Source organism: Parasedimentitalea huanghaiensis (assembly GCF_009753675.1).
Classification (GTDB): Bacteria; Pseudomonadota; Alphaproteobacteria; order Rhodobacterales; family Rhodobacteraceae; genus Parasedimentitalea; species Parasedimentitalea huanghaiensis.
In genome coordinates this window covers 241751-265791 of sequence record NZ_WQLV01000005.1, presented here as the reverse complement: position 1 = coordinate 265791, position 24041 = coordinate 241751, and the positions used below count along the sequence as shown (strand labels likewise).

28 protein-coding genes and 2 pseudogenes are annotated in these 24041 nt (G+C 52.4%); 16 read left to right on the top strand and 14 right to left on the bottom strand.

Annotated features, from left to right (window positions below; genetic code table 11):
• Positions 1-34: 34 nt before the first annotated feature.
• From GO984_RS10370 to GO984_RS10355, 4 genes are all read right to left on the bottom strand, one after another.
• A complete protein-coding gene (locus GO984_RS10370; protein WP_157022464.1) occupies positions 35-562 on the bottom strand; it encodes a hypothetical protein in 528 nt (175 codons plus the stop codon).
• A complete protein-coding gene (locus GO984_RS10365; RefSeq protein ID WP_157022463.1) occupies positions 552-1205 on the bottom strand; it encodes a hypothetical protein in 654 nt (217 codons plus the stop codon). Before GO984_RS10365 ends, GO984_RS10370 begins: the two co-directional genes overlap by 11 nt.
• A 364-nt stretch (positions 1206-1569) precedes the next feature.
• Entirely contained in the window at positions 1570-1860 is a 291-nt protein-coding gene (locus GO984_RS10360) for a PAAR domain-containing protein (protein WP_157022462.1), read from the bottom strand.
• Complete coding sequence (locus GO984_RS10355; RefSeq protein ID WP_157022461.1) at positions 1860-2285, bottom strand: phage baseplate assembly protein V; 426 nt, start codon at positions 2283-2285, stop codon at positions 1860-1862. The genes GO984_RS10360 and GO984_RS10355 overlap by 1 nt, the downstream gene beginning before the upstream one ends.
• Positions 2286-2317: 32 nt before the next feature.
• Here GO984_RS10355 and GO984_RS10350 point away from each other — a divergent pair.
• Positions 2318-2518: pseudogene (locus GO984_RS10350) on the top strand (integrase core domain-containing protein); the annotation flags it as partial.
• A gap of 459 nt (positions 2519-2977) precedes the next feature.
• Positions 2978-3273, top strand: a pseudogene (locus GO984_RS10345) (transposase); the annotation flags it as partial.
• Between the two features lie 264 nt (positions 3274-3537).
• Here the strand turns inward: GO984_RS10345 and GO984_RS10340 are convergent.
• From GO984_RS10340 to GO984_RS10325, 4 genes are all read right to left on the bottom strand, one after another.
• Complete coding sequence (locus GO984_RS10340) at positions 3538-4059, bottom strand: hypothetical protein (RefSeq protein WP_245231068.1); 522 nt, start codon at positions 4057-4059, stop codon at positions 3538-3540.
• 528 nt (positions 4060-4587) lie between these two features.
• Entirely contained in the window at positions 4588-6273 is a 1686-nt protein-coding gene (locus GO984_RS10335; RefSeq protein ID WP_157022460.1) for a tryptophan halogenase family protein, read from the bottom strand.
• A gap of 584 nt (positions 6274-6857) precedes the next feature.
• On the bottom strand, positions 6858-8342 hold the full coding sequence (locus tag GO984_RS10330; RefSeq protein ID WP_157022459.1) for a hypothetical protein: 1485 nt from the start codon (positions 8340-8342) through the stop codon (positions 6858-6860).
• Positions 8343-8645: 303 nt separating this feature from the next.
• Positions 8646-9092, bottom strand: coding sequence for a pseudoazurin (locus GO984_RS10325; protein WP_157022458.1), 447 nt, complete (start codon positions 9090-9092; stop codon positions 8646-8648).
• 113 nt (positions 9093-9205) lie between these two features.
• On the opposite strand from GO984_RS10325, the gene GO984_RS10320 reads away from it, so the two are divergent.
• From GO984_RS10320 to ccoS, 12 genes are all read left to right on the top strand, one after another.
• On the top strand, positions 9206-9661 hold the full coding sequence (locus GO984_RS10320) for a group III truncated hemoglobin (protein ID WP_157022457.1): 456 nt from the start codon (positions 9206-9208) through the stop codon (positions 9659-9661).
• Complete coding sequence (locus GO984_RS10315; RefSeq protein ID WP_157022456.1) at positions 9658-10149, top strand: hypothetical protein; 492 nt, start codon at positions 9658-9660, stop codon at positions 10147-10149. Before GO984_RS10320 ends, GO984_RS10315 begins: the two co-directional genes overlap by 4 nt.
• Positions 10136-10540 carry a group III truncated hemoglobin gene (locus tag GO984_RS10310; RefSeq protein WP_157022455.1) on the top strand — a complete coding sequence of 135 codons (405 nt, stop codon included), beginning with the start codon at positions 10136-10138 and terminating at the stop codon, positions 10538-10540. Before GO984_RS10315 ends, GO984_RS10310 begins: the two co-directional genes overlap by 14 nt.
• A gap of 75 nt (positions 10541-10615) precedes the next feature.
• Complete coding sequence (locus GO984_RS10305; RefSeq protein ID WP_157022454.1) at positions 10616-11377, top strand: DUF2189 domain-containing protein; 762 nt, start codon at positions 10616-10618, stop codon at positions 11375-11377.
• A 4-nt stretch (positions 11378-11381) separates the two neighbouring features.
• Positions 11382-11681: a TehB family protein gene (locus GO984_RS10300; protein WP_157022453.1), complete on the top strand. Its 300-nt coding sequence runs from the start codon at positions 11382-11384 to the stop codon at positions 11679-11681.
• Positions 11678-13294, top strand: coding sequence for a cytochrome-c oxidase, cbb3-type subunit I (gene ccoN, locus GO984_RS10295; RefSeq protein WP_157022452.1), 1617 nt, complete (start codon positions 11678-11680; stop codon positions 13292-13294). Before GO984_RS10300 ends, ccoN begins: the two co-directional genes overlap by 4 nt.
• A 5-nt stretch (positions 13295-13299) precedes the next feature.
• The gene (gene ccoO, locus GO984_RS10290) at positions 13300-14031 is read left to right on the top strand and encodes a cytochrome-c oxidase, cbb3-type subunit II (RefSeq protein ID WP_157022451.1); all 732 of its coding nucleotides are present in this window, start codon (positions 13300-13302) and stop codon (positions 14029-14031) included.
• The gene (locus GO984_RS10285) at positions 14028-14201 is read left to right on the top strand and encodes a cbb3-type cytochrome c oxidase subunit 3 (protein ID WP_157022450.1); all 174 of its coding nucleotides are present in this window, start codon (positions 14028-14030) and stop codon (positions 14199-14201) included. Before ccoO ends, GO984_RS10285 begins: the two co-directional genes overlap by 4 nt.
• Positions 14198-15070 carry a cytochrome-c oxidase, cbb3-type subunit III gene (gene ccoP, locus GO984_RS10280; protein WP_157022449.1) on the top strand — a complete coding sequence of 291 codons (873 nt, stop codon included), beginning with the start codon at positions 14198-14200 and terminating at the stop codon, positions 15068-15070. Before GO984_RS10285 ends, ccoP begins: the two co-directional genes overlap by 4 nt.
• Positions 15057-15221: a hypothetical protein gene (locus GO984_RS10275; protein ID WP_157022448.1), complete on the top strand. Its 165-nt coding sequence runs from the start codon at positions 15057-15059 to the stop codon at positions 15219-15221. Before ccoP ends, GO984_RS10275 begins: the two co-directional genes overlap by 14 nt.
• On the top strand, positions 15218-17308 hold the full coding sequence (locus tag GO984_RS10270) for a heavy metal translocating P-type ATPase (RefSeq protein WP_157022447.1): 2091 nt from the start codon (positions 15218-15220) through the stop codon (positions 17306-17308). Before GO984_RS10275 ends, GO984_RS10270 begins: the two co-directional genes overlap by 4 nt.
• Entirely contained in the window at positions 17305-17484 is a 180-nt protein-coding gene (gene ccoS, locus GO984_RS10265) for a cbb3-type cytochrome oxidase assembly protein CcoS (protein ID WP_157022446.1), read from the top strand. Before GO984_RS10270 ends, ccoS begins: the two co-directional genes overlap by 4 nt.
• On the opposite strand, the gene GO984_RS10260 is transcribed toward ccoS, so the two are convergent.
• From GO984_RS10260 to GO984_RS10240, 5 genes are read right to left on the bottom strand one after another with little or no spacing between them, the layout of a single operon-like run.
• Entirely contained in the window at positions 17481-18260 is a 780-nt protein-coding gene (locus tag GO984_RS10260; RefSeq protein WP_157022445.1) for a formate/nitrite transporter family protein, read from the bottom strand. The two genes, ccoS and GO984_RS10260, sit on opposite strands and share 4 nt — an antisense overlap.
• A complete protein-coding gene (locus GO984_RS10255) occupies positions 18226-18801 on the bottom strand; it encodes a hypothetical protein (RefSeq protein ID WP_157022444.1) in 576 nt (191 codons plus the stop codon). The genes GO984_RS10260 and GO984_RS10255 overlap by 35 nt, the downstream gene beginning before the upstream one ends.
• Entirely contained in the window at positions 18798-19388 is a 591-nt protein-coding gene (locus tag GO984_RS10250) for an SCO family protein (protein WP_157022443.1), read from the bottom strand. The genes GO984_RS10255 and GO984_RS10250 overlap by 4 nt, the downstream gene beginning before the upstream one ends.
• The gene (locus GO984_RS10245) at positions 19385-20839 is read right to left on the bottom strand and encodes a cbb3-type cytochrome c oxidase subunit I (protein ID WP_245231067.1); all 1455 of its coding nucleotides are present in this window, start codon (positions 20837-20839) and stop codon (positions 19385-19387) included. Before GO984_RS10245 ends, GO984_RS10250 begins: the two co-directional genes overlap by 4 nt.
• Positions 20839-21342, bottom strand: a complete 504-nt coding sequence (locus GO984_RS10240) for a cupredoxin domain-containing protein (RefSeq protein WP_157022442.1) — start codon at positions 21340-21342, stop codon at positions 20839-20841. The genes GO984_RS10245 and GO984_RS10240 overlap by 1 nt, the downstream gene beginning before the upstream one ends.
• A 108-nt stretch (positions 21343-21450) precedes the next feature.
• On the opposite strand from GO984_RS10240, the gene GO984_RS10235 reads away from it, so the two are divergent.
• Positions 21451-21900 carry an RrF2 family transcriptional regulator gene (locus GO984_RS10235; protein WP_157022441.1) on the top strand — a complete coding sequence of 150 codons (450 nt, stop codon included), beginning with the start codon at positions 21451-21453 and terminating at the stop codon, positions 21898-21900.
• Between the two features lie 193 nt (positions 21901-22093).
• On the opposite strand, the gene GO984_RS10230 is transcribed toward GO984_RS10235, so the two are convergent.
• On the bottom strand, positions 22094-22906 hold the full coding sequence (locus GO984_RS10230) for an NmrA family NAD(P)-binding protein (protein WP_157022440.1): 813 nt from the start codon (positions 22904-22906) through the stop codon (positions 22094-22096).
• A gap of 208 nt (positions 22907-23114) precedes the next feature.
• Here GO984_RS10230 and GO984_RS10225 point away from each other — a divergent pair, with 208 nt between their 5' ends.
• Entirely contained in the window at positions 23115-24014 is a 900-nt protein-coding gene (locus GO984_RS10225) for a LysR family transcriptional regulator (protein ID WP_157022439.1), read from the top strand.
• Positions 24015-24041 lie beyond the last annotated feature (27 nt).

Genomic DNA, 24041 nt, shown 5'->3' with positions numbered 1-24041 from the left:
TTTAAAGTTTTTGCAGCGAGCTCGGGATATCCCATCATTTACTTGTTTCAGCACGTTTGTCTTCCGGCTCTTCGACCCGACCAATCTCACTTATCGGATACAATCTATCAATGTAGATATAGGCAAATCCCAGAGAAAGCGTGAGAATAATGATCCCAATTATTTCAGAGCTCACTTCTACACCATCCGAACCGAACTTCAGTGTCGTATTTCCTGAGCTTCCTTTAATGAATTCAAAAATCGCGAGCCCTACCCCAGCAAAAATAACACCACTAACCAAAACAAACGTCGCTATGGTTGATGCCTGTTGCCATAACAATGCTGTTGCGCGGTTTTCCATGGACCACGCTTGATAGTCTCCTCTGATTTGCTTGATGAGCATATTGTATTCGACTTTGCAAAGCTCAGCATCAGATTCCGCGCCAACTGAGCAACTAGGTAGGCTCGACGCCGAATTCGACATTTCGACCCAACTCCACTCTAAAATCAGCCAAGGTAACACTAAAATAAGCACAACAAAAAAAGCGACTATTGCCAAAACTATTCTTAGGTCAACCTTCATCGTTATCACAACCAGTTGGCAGAGGGTCGACATCTGTACAGTTTGGGCATAGTTCCGCTGCTACAATGCCTGCATATTCGGCAATTTCACTTTCTAACATCCCCATCAGATTAGTGTCGCTCAATTCGCCCATGATAACAATTTTTTCTGCATTAAAATCTACTGGGCCATTATCCAGAAAATCAGCAACATACCTAGGTGATGCCTGCATTCGGTAACCAGAATAACCCATGTCCTTAAGCTGGCTTTCACATTCAGGCAGAGGGTCCACTTCTGTACAGTCTGGACAAAACTCCACGCCTGCGAGTTCAGCGTGCCCGGCGTCGTTGAGGCGAACTACCGGCTTACTCGGCAACTCCCAAGCATCGCAATTTTCACATATCACCGGCTCGAGCCCACGCTGAAGTACTTCGTCGAAGCCTGAATCATAATCGACCTCAAAGTCTCCAGATTTAATTATCTGCCACTCAATTACTCTTTCACTGTGTTTGGAAACGCTCAAAGCTCTGAGCCCGGCACCAACGTCATCTACTGCACCAAACATTTCCAGATTAAACGACGGCATTTCACCAACCTGATCTTGCGCATAGGCACCCGTCACCGATACTGACCCTAAAATCAAATAGGAAAGAAAATTTTTCATATTGGTTTCCCTTTGAGAACAGAAACTACTAAATTGCTGTTCAATAGCTGCTCAAGCGTCACTAGTAAGTCGCGCCTGTAGCCACATTAAAATCACCACACCGAGGATCATTGATAACTTTGGATCCACACGTTATTCCAGCAACTGAATAAGAGACGGATATCACCTTTAGGTAGAAATAGCACCGTTATTTTCTAAAATGAGTATATTCTGCCCAACTTATACCCAAACTTGAGGCTCAGCATTTGGGTGTCCGAAATTATTGGCGCATCAGATCACCAACCAACATCAAGTTACACCTGAAGCCCGGCACAGATATTCTCACCTAACAGATCCGACGCATTCCATTGCTTTGATGGCTATTTTAGCCTCCCGCAAAGACATCGCCAGACCCGCCAGCAACCGAAGACCCACAATCCACCGGATCACCCACCCGGCCCAACTCTTGACCATTGGCATCTACCGTTCCAGACCCAGACGCCAGGCTCCCGCCATGACAAATAGGCTCAGGATCACAATGAACCGCCCAGCTGTCGCCTTGGCGATGCACCGGAATGCCATTGGCAAACACATTGCCACTTCCTCCAGTGCTGACCCGTGGCGGATATGGCCCATGTCCAGTGCAGCTATCGCCTTTGCGCGTAACTGCAGTCATCAGTTCAAATCAACCCGGGCGCCGTTAATCGCGACATCCCCGGCGTCCAAAACGATTGTCGATCCATTGCTGGACAAGGTGATTGCAGAGCCGGTGATAGTGATCGAGGACCCGCCAATTTTGACGCGATGAACAGCCTCGGCTGACCCAGCGGCCGGGTTTCCATTACTGAACAGCGAACCAAGGATCACCCCCTGCGCTGTTTCCCCGGATTCAGACCGCACAACCACCTGTTCGCCAATTGAGACCGGTGCCCAAACTGTGATCGCAGCCGCCCGCTCCGCCATCCAAGGCAACCAGGTGCTCTCGCTCTCACCGCCAAAGCTAACCTTGGCGCGGGCCGTTGTGGCATCGACGGCCGTCACAACACCAAACCGCACAATGCCCTCTCGCGCCTGCTCATTGCGAGCAGCTGCATAGCCCATCAGTCACCCCCTCCAAGCTGGGTGTAATCTGTTTCCTGCCCGGTGATCTCGAAGCCCAGATCGAAGCCTTCGTCGACCACTACAACCACCAGCGCCACCACGAGAGCCTGAAAAACGTCACACCTGCCGACGTCTACTTCTGACGGGACAAAGCCATTCTACAACAGCGAGAAAGGATCAAACGAAAGACACTCGAAACGCGCCGCTTGCATCACAGGCAACACGCCGCATAATCAAACCAACCAGATGAGCCAAACTTTCTCTTAGTTTAGGCTGCCTTTGGACCCAAAAACTCTGCCGACGCACATGGCCTTTGCTGAGCCACACCGTGTGAAACCATTAATGAACCATACTCAACGGATTGAAAATATTGGTGGAAAATTTACAAGCATAGGCACTCTTCAAGCTTACTAAAAACACCCGAATATTGCTTGAATTTTTTTACGTCCAGAAATTCCTCTTAGTTTGCCAAAGAATCTGACATCAATCAACGTTATTTCAATTGTTGGGCAGATTTCAGGCTGCTCAACTTCACGCACCATTGGTCAGCCGCATCCAACAGCCCCTTTGCCGTTTTCTGATCCACCAACAGTTCGCGTGCAATTTCAGGCAGCTGTGCGGCTTTATTGCACAAATCGGTTGATGGGATTCACTGCATGAATCCAGCGTGATAGTTGGGGTTCATTAGCAGGTGGACACTACCGAACTTCGGCACTTGGTGTCGACGGCAGAGACCGTTATCGGTCGCGGTCCCATTCCGAGGCACATCGGTGCCCTTGCACCTTCTGGTAGACAGTAGCGGAGGATGGAGGTAAGTGAATGCCCGCACAAGCACGGCCGCCCCAAACGCCGTCTGTGGTGCAAGATCCACATTGGTATCGATGAAGAAACACTGGAAATACGTTCCATCTAGGTCACCAATTGCAGCATCGGTGACCCACCCATACTACCTGACCTGCTCGATCAGATCCCACCAAACGAAGAGATTGGCAGGTCGCAGAGATCCAAATCCGAGCCGCAATCCTCAACGGCTTTACTGCACCTGGCATCCCCAAAACGGAGGCGGTAGGCTAAATCCGTCCGGTGTCAGGGGAACTCCGACCTAAACCCTATTTGTGCAACAAAGCCCTAAGAACGCGCCATCTTGGTTTGTGCCAATGTAAATTGATTGTCATCAATCCCGTCACCTAAACCAAATGATCCGCTGTTGTCCTCTAGAATGTCAATAATATCGCCCAATTTTTAGTCCAGCTCACTCGGTGCAATCACTAAAGGTATTATTTTGAAATTCATCACCCAGCTCACGTTTAATCTCAATAGCCAGATGAAGAGCAAAGCACTTTAGTGGCGCGTAGCCGCCATCGGAAAGAGAGTAAAAAATGAATTGTAAGAAACGACCGTCATTTAGTTCGATATAAGTGCCATGAGCCAAAGCTGGGCTTTTGACTTGATAGACCCGCTCAAAAATATATGGCAGCTCCTGTGCGCCCGGTGCATTCTGCGCGGCACTCCATGAATCTAGCAAATAAACAACAGTGTCCGTTTCGTCGAAACTCTGGGGCCTGAACAACCCGTCTATATCAGGGTTTGTTTGCTCTAGGAGAGTGTAAAAGGCGTCAATTTCTGCGTCGTTCATCGCTGAAAAAATTATTACTCGCTTCTTTACCGTCACCTCTCCCATGGCGATGGCTCCTGTCGATATGATCGTCAAAAAGAAAACAGAACATGCAGCAATGAACCCAGTAGATATATTCTTCACCAGTGAACCGAACATCTTCTCACCCCGTAGTTGATTTTTCGCAAAACTACCGTCTACTCAAAGGCTCACAAGCATAAAGTGCACAGCGCATATTTCGACAAATTATCCCGGCGCATGTTTTTCAACACAAATTCAGCCCCTTTGCGCACCACCCCACATCCCGCAGAACGTCCCACACGGATAACCGAACGGGTCAGCGCAGTCCCCCCTCAACAAAACCCTCCGCCCGGGAACCAAACAGGCCCAGCGCCAAGCGATGTCCAGAAGCCATCCTGCAGAAAACCAGTACAGCCCCCGCCCCACTGCCTCGCCCAGTCTGCTGATGTTGTAACCTGAACGATATTGACCTGCTCAACGAAGTGAACAGCCAAGTCACACCTGTTGACCATGTCGATATTCACTGCATTGGGCATGCGATAAACAGGTAGGGGCGCCCCCATCCCCGCGACATTCAACATTGATAGCTGCGCAGAGAGTCGGGGGTTAACGCCCCGACCCTCATCGCTATCTCAAAGTACTCTCAGCGCCGAACGCAGAAGAGTTCTAGAACAGTTGCAAATCCTTCTCGCCGCTTTGGATTTCCGCGAGGTTCGGCATGTTCAAGACTGTCAGGGGGGGCGGCGCCTCGCCAGGCATCGCCACTGTTGGCTTCGTCGCCGCCCCCATACCAAAGGCGGGTTGCTTCAGCTCTCCCCGGATATCGCGCAGTAGCGTTTTGTGATCTGGCATCGTTTTGATAATCTGCGCAAGATCGGCTTTCGCACCCTTCATCCCCTGGAACCAAACCGGTTTCTTCAACGGACGCAGACGATCGCGGATACCAGCGCCATAACCTGTATCATAGACCTGTTTCCCCAAAAGAACCGCCTGATAAACGCGAAAATTAAATAGCGTAGCGAACTCGATATCGTGGTCCATTGGCAGGCGGTGCTGCCACAGATCCAGGTTCTCGGCCAACCGGTCCGATATTTTCAGATCTGTGCGCGCGTCGATCCAATACTGATCATCCGTGCGGTTGCCCAACCGATAGTGCAGACAGATGAAATCCAGAACCTCTTCATTGAGCTTATTTACTTGCCGGTTATACCTTGTCCGCAGGGAAGGATCGATGTCTCGCGTGGGCAAGTGCTCTGCAAACCAGCGCACCGCATGATCAATCATATGAATCGCAGTACTCTCTAACGGCTCAATAAACCCGCCGGACAGACCGATCGCCACGCAGTTCTTGACCCATGCATTGCGCACTCGCCCGATGCGCAACGGGATCACGCGCGGCGTCGCACCTTTACCACTGTCCCCTAGCCATTCGAGATATTCATCAGCCGCCTGATCATCCGTACGATGGGCGGAGGAGAACACATAGCCCGTTCCCACACGATTGTAGAGCGGCACCCGCCATGTCCATCCCGCACCAAGTGCAGTCGATCGCGTGAGGCTTTCGATTTTCTCTGGATCGGGGTGTTCGATTTGCAAAGCGAGGGCGCGATCGTTGGGCAGATAGTCCGAGTAATCCACAAACGGCTCGCCAAGTGCTTTGTTGATTATCAACCCGCGAAACCCGGTGCAGTCTATGACCATTTCGATGTCATGACGACCCTTACGTTCTAGCATCAGATGGCTGACGTTGCCCTGCTCATCCAACTCCACCGATTGCACTTCATCTTGGATATGCTCGACACCGCGCTTGGTGCAGATCTTGGTGAGCATGCCTGCAAATTTAACTGCATCCAGGTGATACGCATACCCAAACCGCTGCTCAAACTCGGGCTGCCTCAATTGACGCGCGCCTTTGCATAGGCGGCCTAGATGATCGTGTGGCGAAATGGACTGGGTAAAATCTCGATCCCCATTGCCAAAGCGCAAGAAATATTCGGCGGCCTCTAGCCCATGCATCATCTGACCGTGGGCAAAAGGGTTCACATAATCGATGCGATTACCCTTCGCGTCCACGTTCCAATTGCAAAACTTTACGCCCAGCTTGAACGACGCATTGGTCTCACGGAAAAAGTCCCGCTCTGAAATGCCTGCCTCACGGATCATGCGCGGCATGCGCGGAACCGTGGCCTCGCCGACACCCACGGTGGCGATATTGGGGCTCTCAATCAGACAGATGCGCGGGCAATCCTTAGGCGCGGACGTTCGAGAAAACATCATATCCAGGTTTAGCGCGGTCATCCAACCTGCCGTGCCGCCGCCCACAATGGTGATTTTTCGCAAACGATTTTCCATGTATTCTGTTCCCCGATTTCAATACCCATTCGAACACAATCATGTGATTTTCTACATAAGCAAGGAAATTTGCCAAATAAGTAAATTTGAAAGCCGCTTTTCGGCCGCCAACATGAAGCTTTCGGTCTTTTCAATGCGGCTAAAACCATCATTGCGCTAGCGAAGTTGTGTGACCAAAGGAATTGCTCAAACTAGGTGCTACGGCCCAGAGCTATCACCGGTTAAGACGCTGCTTCTCTACGGCATCAGCCCACATTTGGGCCTTGAAGTGCTCACACCGTAGAAACAAAACTAACGTACAAGAAACAACCTGCCCCTGAACAAAGCTAGCCCATAGACTGGCCCCGGTGGAGAGTAGCCACCAGTCTTGCGGTGAGACATAAACGCATCATGCAGGCGCCAAAAGCCCCCTTACTGCACTGGAGAAACTTGACCTGCATTTGGTGCTAATTTTCATGCGACTGTGAACGACCCTGATACAGTTATCCGATACTCGAATAGTGTTCCCACTGAAAATTCGAAAGTAGTTCCAAATTGGTCTTGCCAGGAACGCCAATTTGTCCCTGCCAGGTTGCTCCCCAATCTTAGGTCAAAGCACCGGCAATCTTGGCAAGATTATCAACTGCACCTTTCAATGCATTTGCTTCATTGGCCGAATTCACAGCACCACGGATGATTGGAAAACTGGAACTTTGCGCTTCTTTATAGGCATCTACGGCAGTTTCAGCCGCATTATAGAGCTCCATATGTAGCTCGTGTGCGTTCAGCACAGAAACCGCTTTTTCGATGAGTTCAGCATTCGCAATTCTCAACTTTTGCAGGGTTTTGAGTTTGTCACTCTTCTCCACGCCCAATTTTTTGGTAATCAAATGCTCCATATGGGTGAGTTGGTTCATCCCACTCTCAGCACCACCCAGCAACTCTTTGGCCTTGTCACGCACCTGATGGGTTTTAGCCAAAAGCTTGGTCATGTCATCTTCGGCAGCTTTACAGCTCTTCAAAAATGGAACACCCAAAATTGACAATAGCTCCTTAGCATTTGCTGAAGGACTTGCAGCAGTTCCAGCTTCCAGCGCTTTGGAAATGGCTGCAACTTTCTTTTGTACATCGGCCGCCGCCGCATCGGCACTTTGCGCCAGCTTCTTTATCGTCAGCGCGATACCCACCAAGTCCTTGATCATTTTGCCGTAAACAATAATGGCTGTGCCAAAGGACGCCACACAGGCCACTGCCCCTGCGCTGAGGCTCAGAACACCAAAAGCGATTTTCTTAGCGCACTTAATCCGCATCGCCTTTAGAGCATCCCGCCCTTTCAAAAGGTTCTTCCAGTGGTTCTCTATGGCTTTTACGCAGTCATCCCCGGCCTTCGATGTGTATTGTTGCAAGTTTTTGTTCGCCAAAGTTTCCAAACCATCCCATTCCAGAACGTTCAGATGCACAAATTGGACCTCGTCCAGCGCCTTCTTCTTGTACTTTTTCGAAATTTCAGCCTCTGCAACGCGCTGCATCGTGGCCAGGCTCACTCCCTCCACACCCTTGACAAGATCGTCCAGAAGATCGGATGGCAGCTTCATCTCAACCTCAACAACGAAGCTACTAACCTTTGCTGGATTGACGTTTGAGTATTGGCGGACCTCTCCTTTGGTCAGCAGCGCAACATTAGCCACGGTCTCTTGTGTGGTCTGCGCCTTGATCAAGCGTTTGCGTCTGGCTTCAATGCTCACAAGAATGCCCGAAATAGAATCTGCTAAATCTCCGGGAGCTTCGCCGCCTTCGTACCAAGCGAGCTTGGCCTTTTTTGCGGACTTCTTCAGCGCCCCCTGAATAACCCCAATCCGACGCATAAGGGCGGGAATTTCGTTGCTCTTACTAAAGGCTGTTTCCTTGTCAAACCAATCCACCATGCCGCTTGCATCATCCAAGCCCTTCAGATGGTTTCCGATTTTCGAGCTAATGGAGACATCCTTGGCCTTAAGCCCAAACGCATCATTATCCAAAATTTGTTTGATGCAGTTGTCATAGCCGGTCAGCGCCCGCACCCATTGTTTTTGAAAGTCAGTTTTGGGCAATTTAAAACTCTCTTCCTACCGTATCGCGCAATACCCTTGGAGAACTCGAAACTGACGGACACTGCTCCTCAGCTTCCTTAACAAGGTTACGTTGCAGAGGTTTTACGTCCCAATCAAGTTTTGTTTGCCCCCCTGCAAAGAATACAATGTCCATTGAGCTACTTTGTTGAGCTAAAAATGGTTATCTTTTCCCCCAAGGAGAAGATGCATTTCTATGCGCCGTGGTTGCTGGCCCCTTCGAGATGTTTACCGACGAAGGGAGCAGCTTTTGCTTAACTTGGTGTACAAGCTTTTTCGCTCAGACTAGTCAATTGCAAGCTTTGAAAGTTGTTCAGTAAAGCGTTGAACGGCCTTTTTGGGAATGCGACCTTCCAGAAACCCTTCGGGGGCTTGCAAGGTTTCAGCCCCAACCGCGACAGTCATCACCATGCCCATGTTGTAATGCGGTTTGCATTTTACGCCGTAAAAACCTTCTGCCTGAAAAACGAACTCAACCTCTTCGTTAATGGCTCCCTTGAAGCCCTCCTCGCCCGCGGGGACCATCGTCTTCACTGTTTCCGCATTATGTCCTTTATCCGTCACGAGAAAGCGAACGGTGTCACCGACGTCCACTCTTAGGAACGAAGGTTCAAAAACCATGCGCCCTTCTTCCGATCGGTTCATCATGCGAACCTCATGGATTTCCGCACTCGAAACCGTCGCAAGTCCAGCCAATACAACTGCAATCGCTGTGTTAACAAACTTTGCCATATCATTCTCCAATCTGAGCATTTTTGCCGCACCATCACTTACGATCTTAAATAGGTATTTACAATGCCAATTTAAAAAACTACACCAGCCTTGAGCAAAATCGGGGTTGGCTGATGACGAAAACTGCACATAGAACTGCCCTACTAAGGCGCACTGAGGTTCAAAGGCGCGCCGCTGAGATGGGCTTCAACACCGAGTCCATTCGGCTGGTCATAACTGTCTTCTACAACAAGGTGCGCCAACATCAGGTTCTGGGCCCCCTCTTCCATGCCTCGGTTGCAGACTGGGGCGAACACCTTGCAAAAATGGAGCGGTTCTGGCGTGGGGTTCTGCTAAACAGCGGCGAATATTCAGGCAAACCGGTGCAGATACACGCAGGCTTACCCACCCTGGAACCCGATCATTTTCCGATCTGGCTTGCACTTTTCTCCCAAACGCTATCCGAAGTCAGCCCGAACCCAGACTTCACAGCACACATGATGCGGCGCGCGGAAAACATTGCCGTCAGTCTTGTTCGGGGCCTGGGTGGCACAGGCAACGGCGCGGCTTCAACGGAGGTGACGTCATGACACCCAAATTTACATCTGCGGTTTTCTTTTTCTGGGCTGGCGTGTCTGTAGGTGGCAATATCCTTGCCGCAGCCGCAAAGTTTCAGGTTTCAACGCTCACCACGGCGGAGCTGTTGTTGGTGGGCCGTGCTCAGTTCGCTTGGCTGGGGAACGCTGAATGGATCCTCTGTGCGACAGTTCTTTTGCTTTTGGCAGCACGACGGCAACGTCCAACGCCCGCTCACTGTCTGATAATATTGCTACTGGTGTTACAGCAGCATTGGTTGACCCCTTTGCTGCAACACCGCACCGATATGATCATCGCTGGCAACGTGCCGGATGGACCTGCATTGCATTTTCTTTTCGTCGGGGCCGAAGTCGCAAAACTTACCCTCCTGATGTTCGCCGGTTTTTTGCAACTTGACACTCAAAGAAAGGCACAGCGTCTGACATGGCAGTTGCCTCGTCACCCTCTCAACTTGAAAGGCTGTTCCGTTGAAAAACTTTGATATTTCCGGTGATCAAATCGACCTTGTAGTGGCTGCCTTTTATGCGCGCGTACGCAAGGATCCACAGCTCGGACCAGTCTTTGCTGCAGCGGTTGGCACTTCGCGCGAGCATTGGCGGCACCACGAGGCCAAAATCGCAAGTTTTTGGCGCAACGCGGTGGGATTGGATCGAAGTTACACTGGGAGCCCGATGATGGTTCATGTGGAAAACATGGACATTGAACCCCGGCACTTTGCACATTGGCTGACCCTGTTCCGGCAGACAGCAAAGGAGGTCCTGCCTCCTGCAACTGCGGATGGGTTGTCCAACTTGGCCGACAAAATTGGCCGAAGTCTGTCTTTTGGCATCCAGCAATATCGCCAACGCGCGGATTCTCCGCCGCTTTTCTAAACGAAGCAACCAACTACCCTTTGAATTTCACGGGGCTAGTTGCAAGGCCAGCGACACTTAAAATGAGTAAATGAGATGCATCAATCAAACCAAACAGTCTCCTCTAGACGCAAGGCACGCATTCTCGACCAACCTGTTTGGCCAACAGTAAAGCACTGGCTTGCCTTGGGAACAGCTGACTTTCGTAATCACCTTGGACATTCAATTCTGTATGGCCTCGGCTTGGTGACAGTAATCTGGCTAACCCTACTGGCGCTTGGCTACTTCAGGTTGGGCTGGATGATCCTGCCGATGATTTCCGGTGCTATGCTATTGGGTCCGCTGACAACGGTAGGGTTATACCGCATCAGTCGCCGGGCCCAGGGATTGGGGGGGCAAGGCGTCGCCGCACCCGGCCAGATCTTTCTGGTCAGCGTTGTCATGATGGTCTTGATCCTGACTTGGGTGCGGGCAGCCGTGCTGTTGTTCGCGGTTTTCTTCGGCCTTCGTCCATTTGCCGGCTTTTGGGAAACACTGCAAACCCTGTTCACCACACCTCAGGGCATTCTGCTGTTTGTGACCGGGTCAATCACCGGAGGCCTATTTGCAGCGCTTGGTTTTGCGATCTCTGTGTTTTCTTTTCCAATGCTGGTTCAGCGCGACATCGACGGGTTTTCTGCGATGGGTCTTAGCTTTAATGCCACCACCCAAAATTTTCGGCTGATGCTGGCCTGGGCCACCTGCGTGACTGCCTTGTCAACCATCGCTGTCCTCACCGGCCTGTTGGCCTTGATCCCTCTCTTTCCAATCCTCGGCTTTGCCACATGGCATGCCTACGCCGACCTCTTTCAGGACTAAAACCATGACCCAAACCCTACCAGCAAACGCTGTAAAGTACTCGGAATCTCCACTGTTTACCCAAGACACCATTCCCGAAGCGTTACGCCGAGATCACAACACAAAGCCCGGTGTCTGGGGGCAGATCGTCGTCAGTGAAGGTACATTGAATTACCTGCGTGAAAACCTGCCTGCCCAACAAATCCCAGCTGGGCAAACCGCCGTAATCTGGCCTCAGGAACTACACAAGGTTGCACCAATAGGTTCGGTTGCTTTCAAAGTCGAATTCTATCGCATCCCGGATGCGGCGGAGGACCAGACATGACACGACAATCTGAGATTCTGCTCACTCTGACCGCTGTGTTGTGCGTTCTAGTGCTGGGCATTGCCATCTTGGGATGGGGGATCGACACCGGCTATGTCCTACATGGCTGGATCATCGCCATCGCAGCCGGCTGGGGTGCGATGTATCTCATAAACCGCCTGACCGATCCCTCTCCGGATATCCCGCTAGAATACAAGGACGACGTAATTAAGTGGGGTGTTCTGGCCTGCTTCGTCTGGGGTGTAATCGGGTTTACAATCGGAGACCTTCTGGCCTGGCAACTCGCATTCCCGTCACTGAACGGTGACATGTCCTGGAGTAACTTTGGCCGCATTCGACCAATTCACACAACTTCGGTGATCTTTGGATTTGGTGGTAATGCATTGCTCGCCACTTCGTTTTATGTTGTTCAACGCACCTCGCGGGCCCGACTGTCCAGTGAAACACTGCCTTGGTTAGTGTTTGGAGGCTACAACCTCTTTGTTGTGCTTGCTGTCACTGGCTATCCGCTGGGGATTACCCAATCCAAAGAATATGCCGAACCAGAGTGGTACGCAGACCTGATCCTGCTGTTCACATGGGTGGCTTATCTGCTGCTCTATATGCGGACGCTTGCCCGCAGAGCCGAACCGCATATCTATGTAGCCAACTGGTACTACCTCGGGTTCATTGTGGTGATTGCAATGTTGCATGTGGTCAACAATTTGTCGGTGCCGGTCTCGATTTCCTACGCCAAAAGCTATCCCCTGTTTGCGGGCGTTCAGGACGCCATGACACAGTGGTGGTATGGCCATAATGCGGTTGGGTTTCTTCTGACTGCGGGCTTCCTTGGGATGATGTACTATTTCCTGCCCAAGGCAGTTGGCCGACCAATTTACAGCTATCGCATGTCAATTCTGGGGTTCTGGGGGATTACTTTCCTGTACCTCTGGGCCGGATCACATCACCTGCATTACACCGCCCTGCCAGATTGGGTTCAGTATCTGGGAATGACCATGTCGATCATTCTGCTGGTGCCTAGCTGGGGATCTGTGTTCAACGGAATTCTCACCCTCAATGGGGCCTGGGACAAAGTACGCACCGACCCTGCGGTACGCTTCATGATGGTGGCAGTTCTGTTCTACGGTCTCACCACGTTTGAAGGTTCGTTTATGGCTATTCGTCCCGTCAATACGTTGAGCCACTATACCGACTGGACCGTTGGTCATGTTCACGCTGGGGCCCTCGGCTGGGTTGCCTTCATCACATTTGGGGCAATGTACAAAATGGTTCCATGGCTCTGGAAACGCGAGAGCATGTACTCGCTGCGGCTCGAAGCCTGGCACTTCTGGCTCGCGCTGACTGGGACCCTGATCTACGTGGGCGCCATGTGGAACAGTGGCATCACCCAGTCCCTGATGTGGCAGACTTACGATCCAAACGGTGCCTTCACCTATGCCTTTATCGACACTGTGGATGCGATGCGCCCCTATTACATAGCTCGCGCGATTGGTGGGCTTCTCTATCTGATCGGGGCGTTGATTGGGTCTTACAATATCTACATGACCGTCGCTGGCCCCCGGCTTCGAGGTGCTGACAAACTTGCGTTGCCCTTGGCGCGACCTGCGGAGTGAATTCAATGGACACCAAACACGCAAAACTTGAACGCCACAGCATGGCCTTTGCCACGGCTATTCTTTTTGTGGCCTCTTTGGGCGGTCTCTTTGAAATCGCGCCTTTGTTCACCATCGAAAACACCGTGGAAAAGGTTGACGGCATTCGCCCCTACACCCCGCTTGAGCTGGCCGGGTTCGACATCTACGTGCGCGAGGGATGCTATGCATGTCATAGCCAGATGATCCGCACCTTGAAGTCGGATGTCGATCGTTATGGCCCCTATAGCCTGGCGGCGGAATCGATGTATGACCACCCTCACCAATGGGGGTCCAAACGCACAGGACCAGATTTGGCGCGGATTGGAGGCAAGTACTCAGACGACTGGCACGTTGCCCACCTCTCGGACCCGCGCGCAGTTGTCCAAGGGTCTGTGATGCCCGGATATGCTTTCCTGTCTGATACATCCTTAGACACAGCACGCCTGCCCTCTTCTCTCACCGCACTGTCTCGTACTGGTGTTCCGTATACCGACAGCCAGATCGAGAATGCCCAACGTGACGCAGGATATCAGGGCGATCAGGACGCCGATAATGAGGACGAACTGTTCGAACGCTACGGTCCAGATGTTCAGGTGCGCGATTTTGATGGCAATCCAGATCGCCTAACCGAAATGGACGCATTGGTCGCCTACCTTCAAATGCTTGGCACTCTGGTGAACTTCGACACTCTGAACCACGAGGAGATCGCACGATGACTGGTGATGTTATGCATGACGCCGTTCTTGTTTTTTCAAAAACCTGGGGTGCGATGTACCTGCTGGTTGTCTTCCTCTTGGCCGCGCTCTGGACCTATTGGCCGGGCCGTAAATCAATCTATGAGGCGGCAGCACAAAGCCCGCATACTGATGAGGAAATCAAACAATGACTCCAGAACGCGATGAGGTCAGCGGCGAATTGACCACTGGCCATGAATGGAACGGCATCAAGGAACTGAACACCCCCATTCCCAAGGTCTTTCGCATTTGGCTATGGGGATCCATTGCAATCTGCATGGTGTATTGGTTGTTGTATCCTGCTTGGCCCTTTGTGTCAGATTACACCAAGGGCGTGTTGGGCTATTCTTCCCGGCTAGACGTACAGGAAAAAGTCGCTGATGGGCGTGCCTTGCGGGCAGAAGCCTTTGCCCCGTTTGAAACCCTGGATGTCACAGCCCTATCTGAAGACCCGGATCTACAAGCGCGTTATGAACCTGCGGCGCAAGTTCTCTATCGTGACAATTGTTCTGTTTGCCACGGCCGGGATTTGCAGGGGCAAGAGAGTTTTCCAAACCTGACTGACGGGCACTGGCTTTGGTCCGGCACACCGGAGGAAATTGAATACACACTACAAGTTGGCATCAACACGACGCACGAAGACACCCGTTATGCCGAGATGCCTGCCTTTGGTCGGGATGATATGTTGGCTGCCGCCGAAATTTCGGACGTCACCGACTATGTTCTCATGATTTCGGGCCAAGACCACGACGCCACCGCTGCCTCTCGTGGGGGTGACCTCTTTGCAGAGAATTGTTCCGGCTGCCACAACGATGGTGGCGTTGGGGGGCTGGAAAGCGGTGCGCCAAGCCTGACCGATGAGGCCTGGATTTATGGGAAAGATCCTGACGCCATACTGGAGACACTAAAAGGTGGTCGCGCAGGGGTTATGCCATCGTGGTCCACACGGCTTAGTCCTGCTGAGATCAAGTTGCTGACACTCTATGTGCTCTGGGCAGGAGAGGGTGATGCGAGACAGTGATCGGGAACGCAAAACCCAACGCCTGTTCTATGCTCTGATCCTGGGACTGTTGGTGGCCTACGCCGGTTTGAAATACCGGCACATCTCGCTCGCGTTTACAGCCTACGAAGGTCAGGTTTTGAAATCCAATACATCTGGAGCCGCAAAATGAGCGCCGCGACCCAAACCTTCGCATTACAAGGGGTTCGCTGCGCCGGCTGTGTCCTGAAAATTGAACGCAGCCTGCAAGCCCTGCCCGGAGTTCAATTCGCGCGCGGCAATGCCACACAAAAGCGTTTGCGTCTTATCTGGGACGAGGACGAACATAGTTTGGATGGGCTGACCAAATCCATCCAGGATCTGGGGTACGAAGCCAGCGTTTTATCTGGCGATACAAAAGGCCATCAGGAACCTTCATTATTGCCCAGGCTTGCCGCAGCAGCGATTGGCATGATGAACATCATGGCTTTCTCTATCTCGGTCTGGTCTGGGTTGGTGACTGATATGGCCGCCGGGACAATGCAGTTCATGCATTGGCTGTCTGCTGCGGTGGCCCTACCTGTTGTTCTTTATTCGGGGTCCGCTTTTCATACCCCTGCCCTGCGGGCAATGCGGGTGGGACGCATGACCATGGACACACCCATTACCCTGGCTATCTGGATTACTTTTGCTGCCAGCCTGTTTGAAACCTGGCGTGGTTCTGATCACGTCTACTATGATGCTGTCGTATCGCTGATCTTTTTCTTGTTGATTGGCCGAGTGTTGGAACAATCGTTGCGGCGGCGTTCTGGGGATGCTGCTGGAAATTTACGAACACTGATGGAGATCACTGCCCATCGCATGGAACCAGACAACACCACGGTCGACATTCCCGCAGACGCATTACGCTCTGGCGACCGGGTTCTTGTTGCATCTGGGGAACGCGTGCCCGCTGACGGTGTCCTTCTAAGTCAACAAGTAGAGCTGGATGAAAGCATCCTTACCGGTGAGACTCTGCCACGCTGCGCCATCAAAGGATCTGAAATAGCAGCCGGTGCAGTGTTGCAAACCGGGCCCGCAGAAATACAGGTCACCCGGGTTGGAGACGCAGCCTATATCGGGCAGATGGCGCAACTGGTTGATGATGTCGTGGCACATAAAGGGGCAATGCAAAAACTCTCAGACCGTTTTGCCGCTGGATATATTCCACTGGTTCTGGGCGGCGGCGGAATTGGATTTTTGCTGTGGTATTTTGCATTGGGCGCAAGCTTTGCAGATGCGCTGATGATCGCTGTCGCTGTATTGGTCGTCACATGCCCCTGCGCTGCGGGTCTGGCAACCCCGGCAGTGACAACCCGGGCAGTTAACTTGCTCATGCGCGCGGGTGTTGTGGTGAAGTCGGGTGACGCATTGGAAACTCTCGGTGCGGTCGAACACATATACCTCGACAAAACCGGAACTGCATCAAACCCAACCCTCACTGTTACAACCGGTCTTGATGTGTCGGTCCTGAATAACGCACGGAGCCTTGCTGCCTCCAGCCAACATCCACTGGCCCGTGCCTTGATGGGCGAACATAGCGTAGCGGCTGTCACTGGCGCGGTTGAAGTTCAAGGGCAAGGAGTCGAAGCGCCAAGTGGCGCCCGTCTTGGTTCTGCAGAATTTACCGGCGCACAAACCAAGGAGCAGGAAAAGCCGTCGCTTTGGTATCGCGCCCCTTCGGGGGAGATTGAACAGATCACCTTTGACGAGGCCCCCCGTGCGGATTTGGGTGTCTTCCTAGCGCAGACCAGCAAGCTATCCCTACCCGTTACGCTGCTGTCTGGTGATACCAAACTTGCCGTAAAACGTTTTGCCCAGGAACAGGGCTTTTCCGATTGGCTGGGCGAACAGAAACCAAAGGACAAATTGCAGGTTGTTCAAACACTGCAATCTGGGAACACTACCGCCCTGATGGTTGGCGACGGTATCAACGATAGTGCGGCGTTGGGTGGAGCCTCGGTTTCAGCTTCATTTTCAGGTGCAACACAAATTGCTCAGGTCGCTGCTGATATCCTATTGCTGCAACCCCGTCTCTGCCTGATCACCGACGCCATTGTTCTGGCCCGTCAGGCCAGTCAGCTGATCAAACAGAACCTTTGGTTTGCAACGGTTTATAACGTCATCACCGTTCCACTGGCCCTGTGTGGAATGCTCAATCCTTTGATCGCGGCATTGCTGATGTCCTCTTCGTCGCTGATCGTACTCACCAACGGGCTGCGTCTGAAAGGTCAAAAATGATAGCAATCACCTATCTCATCCCGCTCTCTATTATCTTGGCGGTTGTAACGTTTGCAGGATTTTTGTGGACGGTTCGTACCGATCAATATGCCGATCCCGAAGGCGATGCAGCCCGAATGCTCGAGGCCGAAGATGTCCCGCTCTCATCACAAGAGCGGGACAATCTGCGCGGTTAGGCGCTTTTGGGTCGACCCGCAGCGACCCAATAACCACCGCCCATGAAAATAGCCCCAGCGACGGCATTTCCTGCACTGACATAAGCCAGATTTCTCAACGCGCCTGCCAGCGACACACTTTCTGAATGCTCGGACAGCAAAGCAATTGCAAAGACCGTCATATTGGCCACCGAGTGCTCAAACCCTGCGGCGATAAAGGCGTAGAGGCAGAACCAGATGAGGGCGATTTTGGCCATGTCATTCGACGTGCGCGCGCCAGTCCAGATTGCCAGGCAAACCAGCCAATTGCAGAGCATCCCTTTCAAAAACAACCCTAGGCCATCGCCTTTCATTTTCTTCTCGGCAATCAGATGTAGCAGGCTATTTTCTTCGGCCCCCAATATCAGACCACCACCTCCGTAAACGAACACCACTGCAAGTAAGCTCGCCCCGAGCAAATTGCCTGACCAGCTTGCCAGCCAACACCGGATCAGGTCACCTAAGCCCGTGCGTCCGGTTAACAGTCCTAGTGTCATGTACATTGTATGGCCGGTGAAGAGTTCTGAACCCGCGTAGATCACCAACATCAAGGCGATGCCAAAACTTGCCCCCATCACCACCGGGCGAATACCCGGATCAACCCCTTGACCGACTGAGAAAATCAGCAGGATACCCAGCCCAACATAAGCTCCAGCCATCATCGAGAGAACAAAGAAACCCAGTGGGTCCTTGCGCAGGTGTTTGCGCTTTTTCACCGCGAGATCAGCGAAGTTCGATACGGTGTCGTGAAACGTCATTGTCGTCGTCTTTCTTATTTGATGAGATTTGCCCAAAGAACACCGGGATGATCCACCAGAGGATCAACGCGCAGGCGAGGTAAACAAATCCAAGCCCCAGACGTTGCTGGTCATCCACCAGGTATGAATTGCAAAGTCGCATCGGAGCATGTGTGTAGAGGAAGCCTAGGAACAGCAGCATTGAAATGGCCTGTGCTTTCAGGAACCCGCGCAGTACAGAACCAACGTGAGACCAGGCGGCAGCAAGTGGCAGCCCCACGCAAAGCGGGAGCGTAACAAATTTGGCCACCATCCAAACCGGATCCAACAAAGCGGCATCCAAGGAACGGGGCAACATCCAGATTGCCAGAGACACAAGTGCCAAAACCAATGTGGGGCCCGTGAGGTGTTGTGGTAGTCGAAACCGCCCCCCCAACAGGCTCCCCGCAAGGATCAAGGCAGGAAACTGCGCCAAAACATGGATCACAGGGTCCTGTCCAACCAAAGGCTGCAGGCTACAAGCAACTGAAAAAGCAGTACCAGCCATGACAATTCGGATCACAGCATTGCCTCAACTGCTGAACGGATGTCTGCGAACGCCCGTGTATCGTATGCGCCTGCGAACTCTCCGTTTGGATTAATGACCAAAACTGCGATGTTGTGCTGATAACCACCCCAACGGTCCGGTATGACAGTGACGCGGAACAAATCTAAAAGCCCTGCCACTGCGTCTGTTTCCGGTCTCGCTATAGTCCAGGGCTGACCAGATGCACCATGAGCTTCGCCATATGACTGCAGTTCCGGCAAGGCATCTGTGACTGGATCAAAGCTGACAGAATACATCGGCACATCCAGCCCCTTGTCCGTCAAATGATCCCGCAACTCAGCAAAGTCACCGCCTGATGTCTGACAGATTGTTGGACAGGTGGTGTAAATGAACTCCAGCAGGATGGGTTGCCCCTGCGCGGGCCACATTTGCAGACTGCCATCCATTGTCTCCAGCGAAACGGGCGGAACATGTACTGGATTTTCAGCTATCTGGACACGCCGTGCCCCCTCGGCGGTCACCGCCCGCCCCCCGTCTGTAGCTTGCCAGATCGCAGCACAGCCCAACAGGGCTGCGCTAAGGGTGAAAGTCACCTGTTTCATTGTGACCGCCTCGCCAGACCAGCCACATACCGCACAACCAATACCAAGGTGGCCAGCACCACAATCAGGGCAAAGCCGCTCGCCAACTGGCTTTGCAACTGCCACTGTTCATAGTGCACCGCCCAGCGACGCGGAATCGAACTGGCCCCAGACCACAGGAAGACCAAAACAAACCCAGCGCCGCCGAACACGTAGGCGCGAAACACCAGACGATCCAGGCTGGATAGTGTTGTGACTGCTTTGTCCCGAACCAGCCAAGCTGCAAAACCAAAAGCCATGGCGACCTCTCCCAGCAACAGGTAGGTATGAAAATGGCCGGGGACCCATTGTGTGTTGTGCATCAGCTTGTTCACCGAGACCATGCCATCAACCATCGCCGGAATGGATCCCAGCCCCCAGCCGACCACACCCAATGTCAGCAAACTGATGGGGAGATCCCACTTCAGCCCTGATCCCTTGATGTAAACCGCCAGGGAAAACACCGTGACACCAATCAATGGCACGCCTGATGCGTATGAGACGACCTGGCCCACAGCCATGGTCCAAGCCGGCATGTTTACGTCTTGCAGCAGGTGGTGGAAGTACACCGCCTGAACAAAGATCACGACAGCGGCCCAGGCACCGATAAACAGCTTGGTCGATTTCCAAGGGCGCCCGGTATAGTCCGGCAAGATCTCGTATACCGCTGTGACTGCCATGTAGATCGTCGCATTGATGAAAACATGCCCAAAGAAGTAAATCGCGTTCTTGGCTAAGAGCGGATCAACCTCAAAACTGGGGAGCAGCAGATTAACGATGCTCGCTGCCAATACGGCTGCCCCAAATACAATCCCAATCGTATTGAAAACCAACACACTGGATGCGGCCACAATGGTTGGAGGCGGAACATCAGTGCTGTTGTTGGCAAAAAGGTAACGCCAGCCCAAACCACCCAGAAGACCGTTGTAACGACTGGCAATTTTCAACCCCAGTTCAAGGTAATACAACAGGAATCCAACGCCAATCAGCAAATAGCCAACGCAGAACATAACACCGGCCCAGGCCTCCCATAAACCACCAGACATGGCTGGCAGTGGGAACAAGAACGTCCATGCCCCACCATATCCGCCGATAAAGATAGACCCAAGGATCAACACCACACCCGCCAGAAACAGGCCCAAAAACGCGATGTAGATGCTGGATCTCAGGTTCAAATGGCGCGCAGAGAAGAACCAAAGGATCGCTGCACCGGACAATGCGGCGGATCCGACCATCCCTGCTCCATGAGCCGTCAGCAACAGGTAGAACATCTCAGGATCCAGAGAAATCAGATCCCCCTGCGCGACCCGCATAATCAACCCAAAAACCATCATGAGCAGGAACACCACACCTCCCAAAAGCATAGTGAATTTCACCAAGGCCTCTTGTGGGTTTGGTCCGCTCTCAGCGGAATACACATCAGTTGCAGACATCAGTTTTGCTCCAGTACTTCAAAGTCATAAGTCATGTCGTGGTGCGCGATGCCGCAGAATTCCATACAGAGGATCTGGTATTGCCCGGCCTTGTCAAAGGTGTGGACAACCTTGTTTGTATAGCTTGGCATTGCCTGAACCTGCGCCACCAGGTTCATGTCCGGGTCATAGATGCCCAATCCGTGGTTGACGTCCTCGGTTGTGACCCGGAACTCCACTTGCTGCCCAAGAGGAATTTCCGTGGTGTCGGTTTCCCACCACCATTGACCGCTGGTGATATTCACGATCAGGGCATCGTCAGCTGCGGATGTGTGCGGCCATTCCCGTAGTGATCCAACTGAAATGACAACCCCAACGGCTATCATCCCCCACAGGAAGCAGGACCGGGTTCGGTTAATGGTTTTGGGTGCCGAGGGCCCTTCTGTGGCCCAGACCGCACGCAGGATCAGCCACCCAGCCACGCCCATCAGACCCAGAGTTATAAGAAGAATCGAAAGCTGCATATTGGCCTCACTTTAGTTGTGCTTCTCGTTCTGGGTACAAATTGGTATTTCAAATGTCAATTTTAATTTGCACTTTGAATACCAGATATAGGATGCTACCAGTGTCCTATGCAGTTATCGAAATTTTCAGACTACGCTCTTCGCATATTGATCCATCTGGCAGCTTCGCCTGACCAGTTGCTGTCAACCCGGCAAATTGCCGAGTTGCATGATGCAAAATACAATCACCTCGCCAAGATCACTGGCTGGTTGGTCAACGAAGGCTATGCCATCTCATCTCGTGGCCGTGGCGGCGGGCTGAAGCTGGCAAAGCAACCTGACGAGATAAACCTCGGCAAAGTTTTTCGCGCCCTCGAAGCAGACAAACCTTTGGTCGAATGTATGTCGCCTGACGGCGGCAACTGTAGGTTCTCAACTGCGTGCGGATTATCGGTTATTCTCGACACCGCACAAGAAGCTTTTTTTCAAAGTTTAGAACAATTTACCCTGTCTGATCTTCCCCGGATGTCCCCCGGGATGACCAAGTTGCTAGACATGGTGAACTCTGAAATCGCTTAGATTACACTAGCCGCGTCTCACTGCCTTAAGGCCGGTGCTATCCACTGTTGGATACACCGGCCCCTGTAATCCCTAGTGTGGAATGGCGAATGGCGATACCGGTATATTCAGCTCGGGCTTGGATAAACGCCATGTTGCATGTGAAGACCATACCTCCGGCAACCTGAAAGCACCATCTACGGTCAAGGGTTGGTCAAAACGACCCTGCAACCTCTGCTGCGAAGGTGTTGATGTCAGTTGCCTTTTCTCCAGTGATTTTCTCGTAATCACTGGTTGTCGGTTGGTCCTCACCGTCCGACCAGCGCTTGAACAGACTCATGACCGTTTGAACAATCATGTCAGGGGTTCCATAGGCTTCGAGCCCAGCTTTCTGATCCTCATAAGGTAAGTTGACGTAGCTGATATCTTTACCAAGAGGCCTTGAAAATGCCTTGGCAACATCGTCAAAACTGATCGACTGCGGACCGGTTATGTAATGAATTTTGCCATTGAATGCATCCGAGGTCAGTCCAGCCAAGGCGGCCTTAGCAATATCCCGCGCGTCAACCATCGGAATGCGCGTGTCACCCATGTATTGCGCAAACATCTGACTGTCCTTCATGAAAGACGCGTGCATCTGTGGGATATTCTGCATGAAATAATGGGGTCTCAGAATGACATAGTCCAGCCCACTCGCCACCAGATAGTCATCAACCTCAGCATGTTGTTCATACATCGGAAGGCCTTCACTATATTTGGCTGGCTCCGCCGAAAGCCGCACAATTTTGCGGACATCTGCAGATATGGCGCGATCAATCAGCCCTTTATGCAGGTCGGACATGACTGGCGATGGGGCGCTAAGAAGAAATATGGTATCCACGCCTTCCAGGGCGGCCTCAACGCTTCGCCAATCTCCCAACTCAGCGCGGACGGTAGGAATACCCAACGACGTCATCTTGGTCTCGTTTTCGTCGCTGCGCACCATAACGCGATAGCTTTGATCGCTACCTTTCAGAAGGTCGACCAAACGGGGTGCCGATGTTGCCAGTGCCGCCTATGATAAGAATTTGATTTTCCATTTTCTGATCTCCTGTGTGCCCGCTGGTGGGGCGATGTTACGTTTGCACTTGGAGATATCAGGTGCAAATACGGTGAAGAACTGGCTATAATCGAAACATGTCGTTCCGTTTGTGCACCACTTCACCAGTTCACCACCAACAATTTGAGAGATCGCGATGAAGGTTTTTGAATGGGATGACCTGCGATTTTTTCTAGCAATCCTACGTGGGTGGTCAGTGCGTGCCGCAGCCAAGCATCTAAATGTCAGCCATTCGACGGTGTCGCGTCGGCTGCAGGCGATGGAAGACCAGCTGGGTATTAAGTTGTTTATACGTCAGCCCGATGGGTTTGTTTTGACCGATGTCGGAGAGGCTCTCGTTGAGCGGGCCGAGCGGGTGGAAAGCGAAATCCTGAGTATGGAACGCGAGGTGTTTGGCCGTGATGCCCGCCTGGCAGGGTTGGTGCGCATATCAACGCCCCCGCTCTTGGCGCAAGACTTGCTGATGCCAATTCTGGCCGATTTTACAGAGCGCTACCCACAGATTGAAATCGAGGTCGATGCCACCTTTGACGTGGCCGACCTGCGACGACGCAATGCCGACATTGCCATTCGGTTTCAAGTACAGCCCGACGACGGTCTGGTCTCTCATCGACTACCAGATTTTGCCAATACGATCTATGCCACGCAGGACTACATCGACGGGCACAGCTTTACCGGAGACGCTCCAAATGCCAAATGGGTAGCTCTAGGCGGTAAAGGTGTTCAGGCGCACTGGCGCGATGCTTCACCGTATTCAGGTTGCAAAGTGGCCCATGTCATCTCTGACATGCAGGCACAGCAAAGTGCGATCAGGTCGGGAATGGGATTTGGATACCTAAACTGCTTTGCCGCAGATCCCGACCTTGCATTGGTTCGCCTGACAGCCCCCCAAAGCGCACACGCCCTGCCAACTTGGGCACTGACACATCCAGATCTGGTCGCAACCGAACGGGTGCGGATCTGTGTTCGTTTCTTGGTGGAGGCGATTTACACACGTAAACATCAGATCCAGGGAACCGCAACGAACACGTTCTGACGAAGCGCGACCGCCGATGCAGTTGTA